This is a genomic window from Acinetobacter bouvetii (assembly GCF_902753875.1).
Taxonomy (GTDB): Bacteria; Pseudomonadota; Gammaproteobacteria; order Pseudomonadales; family Moraxellaceae; genus Acinetobacter; species Acinetobacter bouvetii_A.
On the sequence record NZ_CADDTS010000043.1, the window covers coordinates 65120 to 78288 of the forward strand.

A 13169-nucleotide genomic window follows, 5' to 3' on the forward strand; every position below is an offset into this window, starting at 1 on the left:
AGACACCTGTTCAGGTGTCTTTTTGATTAGCTATGATAACGAATCTGATCAGGGGCGAATTTCTTTCAATTCACGGCGGATAAAATGCTGGATCATTTCACGGTAAAGATGCTCAGCCAAATTTGGATCGACTCCTTGAGCTTCCGCAGCAGCACGCACTTTTTTAATCACGTCTTCTGTACGTTCAGGCGACTGCACATCCTGTGCCGTACGTTTAAAACGCACAGCCTGATCCACGTAAAATTGGCGCGCCGCAATCAATTCAATCAACGCTTCATCAATCGTATCAATATGCTTACGGGCTTGTTCTAAAGATTCAACTTTCTCTTTGTTCATGCGGCTTTGATTCACTGTCAGCTGTGTTTTCACTTTTATACTTCTCTTCTAACACATTACTGAAAATACTTTCAATCATCCAAACGCGGTACAAGCTGTTAAATACATAGCTCTGACCATCAATACGCAGTTCCAGCACGGGAAAATCGGGTTGAGATTTCATTTCACAGAGTATGTCATTTTCTTTCAATTTAGCCGTGATATCTTCACTACTTAGTTGATTAACTTCTAAATCATGCTCGATCTGATCAAAATGGCTCTGAAAAGAAAGATCTTTACCCTTGGTCCAGACGGCCTGCAAAATGCGATACATGGCTTCAACACGTTGCTCTTCAGGCACGCTATAAAACAATTGCGCCATCTTGAACGTTGCTTGCTGGGTCGGACGGCAAAATGGAGTAAATTTGACTTCAGTACGTTTGGACAAACGGGTCGCCAGACTCCAGTCAAATAGATCACGACCATGGTAAGACAGCGGATACACATTCAATTGAATATTATAATAATTGGCCAGTTCTTCTTTAATATAGGCCAATAACAGCCAGGAAATCGGATCTTCCAACGCAATATACAAATCCAGTTCCGGATCCAGCGCCTGAATTTCATTGAGTTCTTCAGCATCACTGATCAGGTGTTCCCGCCATTCAATATGATTGATCAGGAAGATCGGATTGCCAGTCAATAATTTTTGCTGTTTCAAACGGCGGGTCAGACGTAGCAGGTCATCTACCGCATGATATTTGCGTTCCCCAAATTCAAAATAACTCGCCAGAACTTCATCATCATTAAAAATACGTTCTGGAAAGTCTTGCGCGCTATGATGTCGGCTGGCCATGGCATGCAAGGTGCGTAATTTTCCATACTGTTTTTGCCACAACATGTGGAAGACATCTTCCAGTAAATACAGAAAATCCTGACCACGTAAGGGCGTGTTGCGCAGGATGGTTTCGGCTTGTTTTATGGCTTCAATGGGCGGTTGTTCGGGGGTTTCATGGAAACTGAAACGATGCTGCTTAGACAGGATTTTGGCATCATTCAGGCAGTAATTTTGCCATTCAAGGGCAGACATATGATTGGGAGGTTCGGCCGTTCGGCTGGAAATAATCACCTTTAAAGGTTTGATCTCATCACTTAAAATTTCTTCAAGTTCAGGTAACTGCTGTACAGCCAGGTAGCTATAAACATCATCTAAACGTAAGTGGATATTTAAACCCTGCTCCGTAGATAATTCCACCTGACGAGTCGGCTTTTGGTAAAACCAACTCGATCGAAGTGGATCAAACCAACGGCGTAACAGTGACATGAGATAAGCCTCGAAAAAATAAACCCTTGTAAGTGCTACAAGGGTTTATAACAATTTGTTAGGGAATGATCAATTATACATCTAAATTTAGATCGGTAACTGCCCCTTTTTCAGCCCCCGTGGTCAATTTGGCAAACTTCGCCAAAGCCCCGTAGCGGTAATTGGGCTGTGGTTTCACCCAGGCAGCTTGACGGGCGGCCATTTCTTCATCGGAAATATGCAGGGTCATTTCCCGGGTTTCCGCATTAATGGAAATTTTATCGCCATTTTTAACCAGACCAATCGGACCGCCTTCATAAGCTTCTGGAGTTACATGACCAATCACAAAGCCATGACTACCACCGGAAAAACGCCCATCGGTCAGTAAGGCCACGGATTTGCCTAAACCTTTACCAATAATGGCAGACGTCGGTTTCAACATTTCTGGCATCCCCGGTCCGCCTTTCGGCCCTTCACCACGAATCACCACTACTTCGCCTTCCTGCACTTCGCCATCCAGAATGCCGCGCATGGCGCCAATTTCACCTTCAAACACGCGTGCCGGACCTTCAAAATACAGGCCTTCTTTGCCGGTAATTTTTGCCACCGCCCCGGTTGGCGACAAGTTGCCTTTCAGAACGACAAGGTGAGAATCTTTTTTGATCGGCGCATCAAAGGGCAAGATAATCTGCTGCCCTTCCGGATAATCTTCAACATCGGCCAGATTTTCCGCCAAGGTTTTACCGGTTACAGTCAGGCAAGAACCATCCAGCATGCCCGCATTGAGCATACGTTTCATCAGCGGCTGAATACCACCAATCGCAATCAGTTCCGACATCAGGTATTTACCGGATGGACGTACATCCGCCACCACCGGAATGTCTTTACCAATGCGTACGAAATCATCCAGAGTCAGTTCCACACCTGCGGTATGGGCCATCGCCAGCAAATGCAGTACGCCATTGGTTGAACCACCGAGTGCAATCAGCACTTTAATGGAATTTTCAAAAGCGGCTTTGGTCATAATGTCGCGTGGTTTGATGTCCAGACGCAGCAGGTTCATGACCGCCTCACCGGCACGCATACAGTCAATTTTTTTCTCTTCAGACACTGCTTCCTGCGCCGATGAACCCGGCAGGCTCATGCCCAAAGCTTCAATCGCAGAAGCCATGGAATTAGCCGTATACATGCCGCCACAAGAACCCGGACCTGGCAAGGCCACTTCTTCAATCTGTTTCACTTGAATTTCATTAATTTCGCCTTTGGCATGCTGCCCCACTGCTTCAAACACCGAAATCATGTCGGTATGACCGGCACCCGGTTTAATCGTTCCACCATAAATGAATAGTCCCGGGCGGTTTAATCGGGCCAGTCCCATGATGCAGCCCGGCATGTTTTTGTCACAGCCGCCAATCGCAATCACGCCATCATAGGCCTGACAACCAACCACGGCTTCAATGGAGTCGGCAATAATTTCGCGGGAGACCAATGAGTATTTCATCCCTTCCGTACCATTCGAGATTCCGTCAGAAATGGTAATGGTATTGAAGATAATCCCCTTGCCATTTGCAGCATTTACGCCTTTTTCCACTTCACGCGCCAAGCCATCAATATGCATATTACACGGCGTGACATTGGCCCAAGTCGAAGCGATGCCAATAAAAGGACGGGTAAAGTCTGCATCTTTAAAACCTGTGGCACGCATCATGGAACGTGCCGGCGCATTTTCAATGCCTTCATAGACGGGAGCGGAATGCTCGCGGATGTTTTCTTTACTCATTATTGTCTTCCTTAGCGATGGCTGATTTTAGGCGTCAGCTTTTGGCGATTTGTTTTAATTTTATTGTATAGAAATAAGACAACGCAATATAGTAAACCTCTTTCAAAAGTCACAGATGATCACTAAATCGCGAATAACATGAATATTGAAAGCATTTTCTACTGATGGGACGATGAACATGCTTCGCAATAGTATGGGGTAATTTTTCATCTAAATCCTCTCCCTAGCCCTCTCCTTTAAAAAAGGAGAGGGAACATCCATTATTTGCCCTGTTACGCACATAAGCTAGCTGAAGCAAAAACCATTTACGCTATTCGCTATACGACAAGACCATCTGCAACTGTTTGAGGCAGGACTAACATTAATATTTATTGTTTCTGTGATTAAGTTAAAAAATGTTGGTATTTGACGAGTTTTGCAGATGGAAATGGTTTTGCCTACTTTTGCCGAAACAAAAGTAGGTCGAACCGAAGGTTATATCCAGCAATTAAATCAATAGCTTCAATACTTGCCGTGCTGATTCCACAACTTAAAATAAAAAAGCACCCCATCAAGAGTGCTTTTAAATTTTCTAAAATATAAAGCTTAGATTTCGCGTACTGCACCTTTCGCAGCACTTGTCGTATGCATCGCATACGCTTTCAGGGCTTTCGAAATTTTACGTGGACGTTCTTCCACAGGATGCCAGCCTTTCGCTTCTTGCGCTTCACGGCGAGCAGCCATGGTTGCTTCATCAACAGCAAGGTTGATGGTACGGTTTGGAATATCGATTTCGATTAAATCGCCATCTTCTACCAAACCAATTGCACCGCCTTCCGCTGCTTCAGGTGAAACGTGACCAATAGATAGGCCTGACGAACCGCCCGAGAAACGACCATCAGTTAATAGCGCACATTCTTTACCTAAACCTTTCGATTTCAAGTAGCTGGTTGGATACAACATTTCTTGCATACCCGGACCACCACGTGGACCTTCGTAGCGAATCACAACCACATCACCCGCTTTGATTTCATTACCCAAAATAGACTCTACTGCTGAATCTTGGCTTTCAAACACACGTGCAGTACCGTTGAATTTCAAGATTGAATCATCAACACCTGCAGTTTTGACAATACAACCATCCAGCGCGATGTTACCGTAAAGCACAGCCAAACCACCGTCTTTAGAGAAGGCATGTTCAGCATTACGGATCACGCCATTTTCACGGTCACCATCTAGACGTTGGTAATAACGATCTTGTGAGAATGCAGTTTGCGTTGGTACGCCGCCTGGTGCTGAACGGAAGAATTGATACACATCTTCATTTTCAGTACGGATGATGTCCCATTTGTCTAATGAATCTTTCAGTGTTTTTTCATGCACTGTACCCACTGAGGTATCCAGTAAGCCTGCACGATCCAATTCACCCAAAATGGACATAATACCGCCAGCACGGTGTACATCTTCCATATGCACGTCGTTTTTCGCAGGCGCCACTTTACACAGCACTGGCACTTTACGAGATAAACGGTCGATATCATCCATGGTGAAATCAACACCCGCTTCGTTTGCAGCAGCCAATAAATGAAGAACTGTATTGGTTGAACCACCCATGGCGATGTCCAAAGTCATGGCATTTTCATACGATGCTTTGGTTACCATTGCACGCGGTAATACGCTGTAATCATCTTGTTCGTAGTGACGTTTAGCCAATTCAACAATTAAAGAGCCTGCGCGTTCAAATAATTTTTTACGGTTGGCATGCGTTGCCAAGGTTGAACCGTTGCCCGGCAGTGACAGACCCAATGCTTCAGTTAAGCAGTTCATTGAGTTAGCAGTAAACATACCTGAACATGAACCACAGGTTGGGCAGGCAGAACGTTCGTATTCAGCTACTTCTTCATCAGTGTAGTTATCATCTGCCGCAACAATCATCGCATCAATTAAGTCGATGGCTTTGTCGTTGCCACGGATTTTCACTTTACCCGCTTCCATTGGACCGCCAGACACGAATACCACTGGAATGTTTAAGCGCATAGCCGCCATCAGCATTCCTGGGGTGATTTTATCACAGTTAGAGATACATACCATGGCATCTGCACAGTGCGCGCTCACCATGTATTCAACTGAGTCAGCAATCAAGTCGCGTGAAGGCAATGAATACAGCATGCCGTCATGACCCATCGCAATACCGTCATCAACCGCAATGGTATTGAATTCTTTGGCAACACCGCCTGCTTGCTCAATTTGACGCGCCACAAGTTGACCAAGGTCTTTAAGATGAACGTGACCCGGTACAAATTGGGTGAAAGAGTTCACTACGGCAATAATTGGTTTACCAAAGTCTTCATCTTTCATCCCTGTCGCACGCCATAAACCGCGTGCGCCAGCCATATTTCTTCCGTGTGTCGATGTTTTTGAGCGATAGTCAGGCATTTTATATTTCCAACAAAGTTTGAGCTTGAAATGAATCTACGCGAGTCATTCTGGCTAAATCATACTGACAATGATGTTAAATCAGTCAAATTTTAACCCTATCATACACCAAGCCATTGTTTTTAAAGATGGCCTTTTCATATTGGTGATGGGCAGATGGGTCGATCAATTGAATTTGCTGATTTGACGACAAAAATCTTTTAACTGAAATCTACTATACCGCCATCACCGTGGTGACAATACAAAACTTTCATGAATAATTTTTAAATTTTATATAAATATAATTTATTTCAAAGATGGGATTACTGCGTATTTGTGGGATAAAAATTTTTAAAATTCTTCCTAAAATTATCCTTGTATTTTTTGTTTTTCCTATGATTCTACGAATGGTCCAATTTCGTATTTCAACCTTTGGTATAATGCCGATAGAAATGAACCGAACGGGCTTTACCAATTGAAAATCATCTTTGCGGGTACACCAGAATTTGCAGCCACTGCATTAGCTGCTCTCCTTAAAACCAACCATGAAATCGTGGCCGTATATACTCAACCTGACCGCAAAGCAGGCCGTGGACAAAAACTGACTGCTTCAGCAGTCAAACAACTGGCTTTAGAGCATGGCATTCCCGTGTATCAACCGCTGCATTTCAAATCCTCAACTGAAGAAGGTCTGGCTGCGCAGCATGAACTGGCAGCCTTAAATGCCGACGTAATGGTAGTGGCGGCTTATGGTCTGATTTTGCCGCAAGTAGTATTAGATACACCTAAATATGGTTGCCTGAATATTCACGGTTCATTGTTGCCACGCTGGCGCGGTGCAGCGCCAATTCAACGTGCCATAGCCACAGGTGATACCGAAACAGGCGTGACCATTATGAAAATGGCCGCAGGTTTAGATACCGGCGACATGATGTATAAAACCATCTGTCCAATTAAAGCACAGGACACTTCTGCAACACTGCATGATAAGCTTGCAGTACAAGGTGCTGAAGCCACTGTCAAAGTTTTAGAATCTGAAGCAAGCTTGCAACATTATCTTGCAACACGCGAAGTGCAGGATGAAGCTTTAACTGTGTATGCGCACAAACTGTCTAAAGCTGAAGCACAAATTGACTGGTCAATTGATGCCGTTCAGATTGACCGTAATATTCGTGCTTTTAACCCTTGGCCTGTCGCGTTTATTGTCCTCGATGCGCAAAACAACCTTCGGGTATGGAATTCCCAGTTATCCAATGTCACAGCAGGAAATGCTCAACCGGGTGAAATCATTGCGATTGATAAACATGGCGTACATGTTGCCTGTGCAAATAACAGTGTCATCACACTAACTGCTTTACAATGGCCAGGTGGCAAAGCGCTGACTGCCGTACAAATTTTACAAACCCAAAAACTGAATATTGGACAAATTTTATAATGAGACAATCTCCCCAAGCCTCTGGTAAGACTTTAAACTTACGTGCTCAGGTTGTTAAAACGTTATTGGCTGTCCAAAATGGTCAATCATTGGCTTCGGTTCTAGCGCAGCATATGAATATCGTTTCAGATAAAGACCGCGCGCTTTATCATGAACTGGTATTAGGATGCTTACGCCAATGGCATGCACTCAAGCAAGTGACTTTGCCTTTGCTGGCTAAACCTTTAGACAATGAAGTGGTAGAAACCTGTTTGTATTTAGGTTTATACCAATTGCTTTGTACTCGTGTGGCAGCACATGCCGCGATTTCTGAAACCGTAGAAGCCAGCAAACAATTGGGTATGGAAAGTTTAAGTGGCGTGGTGAATGCCATTTTGCGTCGTGCTACACGTGAGTCTGAACAATTCTATGATGTATTAGAAAATGCCTCGAACTTGCCAAGCTGGTTGGCGAAGCGTTTAAAGAAAGATTGGGGCGATCAATTTGCTGAGCTCAGCTATGAGCTGAAACAGGTTGCTCCACTGACTTTACGGGTCAATACTCGCCAAGTTAGCCGTGATGAATATCTGGACATTCTGGAAGATGAAGGCATCGATGCACATCGTTGCGAAATTTCTAATGTCGGTATTATCATGGATGAAAGCCTGCATATTCCAAGTCTACCGGGCTTTGAAGCAGGCGGTTTTTCCGTCCAAGATGAACATGCTCAGCTTTGCGCAACCTTGTTGCCAAATCTTGATGGCAAATTCGTGATTGATGCCTGTGCAGCACCTGGCGGCAAAACTGCACATATTTTAGAGAAATATCAGCCGAAAAAACTGATTGCTCTCGACCAAGATGAAAAACGCCTCAAACGCGTTGCTGAAAACCTGGAACGCTTGGTGCTAGATGGCAAACATGTTGAAATTATCACCGCAGATGCAGTGAAATGGACAGCACCGGAACTGGCGGATTGTATTGTTTTAGATGCACCCTGTTCAGCAATTGGGGTGATGCGTCGTCATCCTGATATTCGTTTACTGCGTCAGTCTGGCGATATTGCCAAAACCGTGCAGTTGCAAAAGCAAATTTTGGAAAATATGTGGTCACAACTGAAAGTTGGCGGTACCTTGCTTTACATCACCTGCTCGATTTTAAAAGCAGAAAATGAACAGCAAATGGTCGATTTCTTTGCCAATCATGCAGATGCTAAAGAAATCAAAATCGAAGCCGATTGGGGCATTGAACAAATTCACGGTCGACAATTGTTACCACAAACGGGGCGAGGCGATGGATTCTACTATTGCCGTATCCAGAAAACAGCTTAATTGATGCAAATAAAAAGCAGGCTTTAAAGCCTGCTTTTTTATGGATTCAACAACAGCTTTACAGGGTATGTTGATCTTTGACTTCTTCCAGAACTTCATCCAGTTCTTCAGGGTGTTTCATCAAATGCAGAATGGACAAAACCAGTCCGCCCCATAAGAACACCATGGAAATAATCATCATCACGATTGCAGAAGTATTCATCTGTACTCTCCTAGCGATCTTTCATTTTGGCTAAAACCACAGCCACAACAGCACAGAAAATCACGCAGCCCCAACCAAATAACCACTGCATACTCACACTATAATCACCATAACCTTTTAATAACAAGTTAAAAATGGTCATGATTAAAGTAACGAGTAAAATCAATGAGGTAATGACGGTGAGGGTAAAGTCCCAGCCTTTACCCAGTTGCACTGTGGAAATGGCATTAACGTGATTTCGGATCTCAGCCAGTGCCGAACGTTTGAACCAGGCAATACTGATAATGGATAATAATGCACCACCAATAATGCCGATGTTATTGATGAAATGATCAATGATATCCACCAGTTTAATCGAGTTCACGCTGGAAAATAGCACAATAGACACTATTGCACTGCCACCACCGACAATGGTCACAGCCTTCTTACGGCTCCATTTCAGCTTGTCCATCATCGCAGCAATAGGCACTTCCAGAATACTCACCATGGATGAAATACCGGCTACAAATAATGAAGTAAAGAACAAGATCCCAAAGAGATCTGCACCTGCCCCAAGGCTAGAAATAATTTTAGGGAAGGCAATAAACGCGAGTCCAATGCCGCCACTGACCACATCATGTACATTGCTATTAGAGGTATAGGCCATGAAACCCAGTGCAGCAAAAATACCAATACCGGCTAAAATTTCAGTCGAAGCATTGGCAAAACCGACAATCAAACCTGAACCAGTTAAATTGGTCTTTGGCTTTAAATAAGATGCATAAGTCACCATAATCCCGAAGCCCACTGACAGCGAGAAGAAGGTATGACCATAAGCCGCCAGCCACACTTTATAGTCCATCATGGCTGCCCAGTTCGGGGTAAAGAAGGCATTTAAACCCTCTACCGCACCCGGTAAGCGAAGCGCTTGAATCACTAAAAGGGTAAATAAAACAAATAATAAGGGCATGAAAATTTTATTGGAAAGCTCAACACCTTTTTTCACGCCACCATATAAAATTATCAAGGTGAGTGCCCAAATCCCGGCCAATGGCCAGAAAATATGGCTGACAAAACGCGGGTCAAAACTTGCAGCTTCACTGGTCTGCAAATAGGTCTTAAAGAAGAACCCTTCTGGATCACTGCCCCACATTTGACCAATCGAGAAATAGACATAGCTTCCCGCCCAGGTCAAAACACTGGCATAGTACAAACCAATGATGATACACACGCACACTTGCCACCATCCGAGCGTTTCACCACCACGGAATAGTTTGCGGTAAGCTTTAGGAGGTGAACTATTACTTCTATGCCCCACTGCATAATCTAAAAATAACAGCGGTAAACCTGCAGTAATTAAAGCAATAAGATAAGGAATTAAAAACGCCCCACCCCCATTTTCATAGGCAACATAGGGAAAGCGCCAAATATTACCTAAACCGACCGCCGATCCAACCGCGGCAATAATAAAGCCCGATCGTGAGGTCCAGTTTTCACGAGAATCTGTCATACAACACCTAAACCTTAGGCATCTTTAAACGTTGCTGTTTATATGTTTATACGCAAACGATAAAGCACCATTCAAATATTAATCTTGTTATGTTTGAAGTTAGCTCTACACCTTTTGGGTGTTATGTTCTAATTTGCAAACAGATCAGCAGCCATCAAATTCTGGTTAAAAATTTTGATAAATACTCATCCTTTGTATGAATTTAACAATACGCATTTTTAAAAATATTTTCTGTAATTTCTTGACCAAACATTCCAGTTTTATAATATATAGAGTTCGAATGTTCATTTAATCAGCTAATTTTTCTTCAATCATAAACCGCCATAAGAAAACTTTTGGAAATAAATTTAGTCATAATAAAAACTAAAAGTTATTTAAATAAGTTTTTTAGCACTAACAGCAATGCAATTTACCTGGATTCCCTATATCATGCGCTGAGTTGAGCCCTAACTCATAAAGGCTTATTGATTTTTCATAAATGGCCTTTCAGCCGAGCCATATTTCACTATCAAAATGATTTTTCAAAAATAACAGATCAGATCACATCAGGATTCTCATGCAATCATTCAAAATTCTTTGCTTAGCTCTTGGACTTGGGGCATTCAGCGCTGCCCAAGCCGACCTTATTGCCGTGAAAGGCAGTGTGGATTACTGGCACTATAGTGCTGACTTAAGCAAGCCTGCTTCAGCACTTCCATCAACCGAACTGGATGATGATCACAGCATGTCATACTCAATTGCAGTTGAACATCCGGTACCCTTTTTACCGAATGCCAAAATTAAACATATCAACTTGCAGGCTGAAAGTGATCAGAGCTTTGCTGGGGTAAAAAGCCATCAGCTTGATCTGGATTACACTGATTTCATTTTGTATTACGAAATCCTGGATAATATTGTTTCTGTGGATGTCGGCTTGGGCGCCAAACGCCTGGAAGGTGACATTCGTCAAAACTATACCAACACTCTGAATGTGAGCAGCACACTACCGATGCTGTATGCACAAGCCGGGGTAAAATTACCTTTTACTGGACTCAGTGCCAATGCAGAAGCCAGTTTTGCCAAACTGGATGATGAACAAGTTCGCGATGCTCAGGCTGAATTGAAATATAATTTTGTCGATACTCCACTTGTCGATGTAGGGGCTAAAGCAGGTTATCGTATTTTAGATATTCAGCTTGAAGAAGGCTCAAATAACGAAAGCAAACTCAAATTTAAAGGTCCTTACTTAGGTGTAGAAGCACATTTTTAAAGCAATCATGTACGCATTTACTTACATCAACTGCGGAAAACAACAGCTATTCATCTGTACAGCTTCGAACTATATTTAATTCATACAGAAACAGGATGTTTCTTAAAAATAAAAAGAATAAAAGCACAATACAGCAGGATGCTGAGGTAGAACAGGAGTGATACCTTTAACAAATACGAAAAAGCCTCGACAGGATGTCGGGGCTTTTTCATGTTCAATCTTTCGTATTTATTCATGCTAAAAGCCAAAAATCCTCCCTAAAGAAGTGTAATTATCAAATTAGTAGTCAATGCAGCGCGTGATTTTTAGAATTCAATGCCCTATTTTTTTACTGCAATTTCATCTGATTTAAGTGGCCGGATAAAGTACAGCACAATTGCTGCAATGATGGTCATAGCTACTGATATAAATCAGAACTGAACCAAGCCTTCCTGCCATGCAGCAGCTTTGAAACCCGGAGCCAATACCGGTGAAAATAGATGCACCTCCCCCATATCGCGCCTAACACCAGAAGGAATGTACCATTCATCAGACCTTCAAAATGCACTGCCAGCCCCATTCCTAGATTGCTCAAATACATTTCAGCAAGACCCGTGAGGAATCCTAAAAAACAACATCATGCCATGCCACATCAATAGTCGCTTCAGATTTTCAACATTCATAATGCCACCTATAAAACCGAGCTATGATCGATTTCATGCTGACAAAAATTTATGCCACTCCATTATTTATGCAGCATAGATGTATGAGGAGAAAATTAGAGTTTTTATACAACTGAAAAATAAGAATGACAGCGTAGCGACAAATTCAAACTGACACTACGCTGATTAAGCAATCAATAAACAGTTACTTGTTAGCAGCATGTTTGCTTGGATCATCCGCAGGATTAACATAAGTCAGTGCAAATGGACCCATTGCTTCAACCTGAACTGTCACTGGCGTCACTGCCATCGCATAATGTCGCATTTCTGCTGGAAGGCGTGCATAACCGCCTACTGGCAGCTTTTTCATCATCGACTGATTAAATTTTTCACCCATACCCAGTGAAAATGTACCTGAGATCACGGTCACATGCTCATCCGTTGGATGCCAGTGTGGCATGATTTTATAACCTGCAGGCATCTTGAGTCGTATAACAAAAATGCCTGCTTTACTCGGATCTCCAGAAAGAACCGTAAATGAAGCACCTTTTGGAAAGACAGGTGGTGGTGCACCCCACTTCATCGCAGAAGGGGTTAGCATAACATGGGATGGTATATTGGTCTGATCGGCTGCAACAACGCCAACCCAAGACATTAGACCAATGGCGACACAAGCAATGATTTTTTTCATCTCATATCTACCTTGTTGATTTAATATTGATTCATGAATTAATCATGACCGGCTGAGCTTCTTTTATTGGCCAGTGAGTAAATTATTAACTTCGAAACTGCCTAATAAAATAGGCTCACACTTTTTTATACTCTCTTTACGTTGAGCGGACAATAAAACCTATCAGCTCGATTCCATCAACATGTTTCTCTATTTTTTACCAAACTAATCCCCGCGCAAAGAAAAAATCCCCCTCAGCATAAGCGGAGGGGGATTTCGAATAATGAGCTGGCGATGACTTACTCTCACATGGGTAATCCCACACTACCATCAGCGCTAAGAGGTTTCACTTCTGAGTTCGGGAAGGGATCAGGTGGTTCACTC

The 13169-nt window shown here is 43.0% G+C and carries 10 protein-coding genes and 1 rRNA gene; 3 read left to right on the forward strand and 8 right to left on the reverse strand.

The features are described 5' to 3' along the window. Nucleotides 1-48: 48 nt before the first annotated feature. From FB6_RS13315 to ilvD (FB6_RS13330), 4 genes are all read right to left on the reverse strand, one after another. Complete coding sequence (locus FB6_RS13315; RefSeq protein ID WP_174560442.1) at nt 49-336, reverse strand: chorismate mutase; 288 nt, start codon at nt 334-336, stop codon at nt 49-51. Next, a complete protein-coding gene (locus FB6_RS13320; RefSeq protein ID WP_174560443.1) occupies nt 317-1639 on the reverse strand; it encodes a hypothetical protein in 1323 nt (440 codons plus the stop codon). The genes FB6_RS13315 and FB6_RS13320 overlap by 20 nt, the downstream gene beginning before the upstream one ends. A 73-nt stretch (nt 1640-1712) precedes the next feature. After that, nucleotides 1713-3398, reverse strand: a complete 1686-nt coding sequence (gene ilvD / locus FB6_RS13325; protein WP_174560444.1) for a dihydroxy-acid dehydratase — start codon at nt 3396-3398, stop codon at nt 1713-1715. Between the two features lie 585 nt (nt 3399-3983). Further along, nucleotides 3984-5813, reverse strand: a complete 1830-nt coding sequence (ilvD, locus tag FB6_RS13330) for a dihydroxy-acid dehydratase (protein ID WP_174560445.1) — start codon at nt 5811-5813, stop codon at nt 3984-3986. Between the two features lie 454 nt (nt 5814-6267). Between ilvD (FB6_RS13330) and fmt the strand changes: the two genes are divergently transcribed. Both fmt and rsmB read left to right on the forward strand, forming a co-directional pair. Further along, nucleotides 6268-7227: a methionyl-tRNA formyltransferase gene (fmt, locus tag FB6_RS13335; protein ID WP_174560446.1), complete on the forward strand. Its 960-nt coding sequence runs from the start codon at nt 6268-6270 to the stop codon at nt 7225-7227. Next, nucleotides 7227-8534 (forward strand): 16S rRNA (cytosine(967)-C(5))-methyltransferase RsmB, encoded by a 1308-nt coding sequence (gene rsmB / locus FB6_RS13340; protein ID WP_174560447.1) that lies wholly within the window; start codon nt 7227-7229, stop codon nt 8532-8534. The genes fmt and rsmB overlap by 1 nt, the downstream gene beginning before the upstream one ends. A 58-nt stretch (nt 8535-8592) precedes the next feature. On the opposite strand, the gene FB6_RS13345 is transcribed toward rsmB, so the two are convergent. Both FB6_RS13345 and FB6_RS13350 read right to left on the reverse strand, forming a co-directional pair. Then, nucleotides 8593-8736: a methionine/alanine import family NSS transporter small subunit gene (locus FB6_RS13345; RefSeq protein WP_174560448.1), complete on the reverse strand. Its 144-nt coding sequence runs from the start codon at nt 8734-8736 to the stop codon at nt 8593-8595. Nucleotides 8737-8746: 10 nt separating this feature from the next. Beyond that, a complete protein-coding gene (locus tag FB6_RS13350; protein WP_174560449.1) occupies nt 8747-10225 on the reverse strand; it encodes a sodium-dependent transporter in 1479 nt (492 codons plus the stop codon). Between the two features lie 556 nt (nt 10226-10781). On the opposite strand from FB6_RS13350, the gene FB6_RS13355 reads away from it, so the two are divergent. Then, entirely contained in the window at nt 10782-11474 is a 693-nt protein-coding gene (locus FB6_RS13355) for a TIGR04219 family outer membrane beta-barrel protein (RefSeq protein WP_174560450.1), read from the forward strand. 846 nt (nt 11475-12320) lie between these two features. Here FB6_RS13355 and FB6_RS13360 read toward each other — a convergent pair. Further along, entirely contained in the window at nt 12321-12806 is a 486-nt protein-coding gene (locus tag FB6_RS13360) for a cupin domain-containing protein (RefSeq protein WP_174560451.1), read from the reverse strand. 265 nt (nt 12807-13071) lie between these two features. Continuing rightward, nucleotides 13072-13169, reverse strand: a 5S ribosomal RNA gene (gene rrf, locus FB6_RS13365); the annotation flags it as partial.

Excerpts from the sequence above, each read along its gene's own strand:
- rsmB (WP_174560447.1), top strand. The coding sequence starts at position 7,227 with ATGAGACAATCTCCCCAAGCCTCTGGTAAGACTTTAAACTTACGTGCT.
- FB6_RS13355 (WP_174560450.1), top strand. The coding sequence starts at position 10,782 with ATGCAATCATTCAAAATTCTTTGCTTAGCTCTTGGACTTGGGGCATTC.
- FB6_RS13350 (WP_174560449.1), bottom strand. The coding sequence starts at position 10,225 with ATGACAGATTCTCGTGAAAACTGGACCTCACGATCGGGCTTTATTATT.
- FB6_RS13320 (WP_174560443.1), bottom strand. The coding sequence starts at position 1,639 with ATGTCACTGTTACGCCGTTGGTTTGATCCACTTCGATCGAGTTGGTTT.
- ilvD (WP_174560444.1), bottom strand. The coding sequence starts at position 3,398 with ATGAGTAAAGAAAACATCCGCGAGCATTCCGCTCCCGTCTATGAAGGC.
- FB6_RS13360 (WP_174560451.1), bottom strand. The coding sequence starts at position 12,806 with ATGAAAAAAATCATTGCTTGTGTCGCCATTGGTCTAATGTCTTGGGTT.
- FB6_RS13345 (WP_174560448.1), bottom strand. The coding sequence starts at position 8,736 with ATGAATACTTCTGCAATCGTGATGATGATTATTTCCATGGTGTTCTTA.
- ilvD (WP_174560445.1), bottom strand. The coding sequence starts at position 5,813 with ATGCCTGACTATCGCTCAAAAACATCGACACACGGAAGAAATATGGCT.
- FB6_RS13315 (WP_174560442.1), bottom strand. The coding sequence starts at position 336 with ATGAACAAAGAGAAAGTTGAATCTTTAGAACAAGCCCGTAAGCATATT.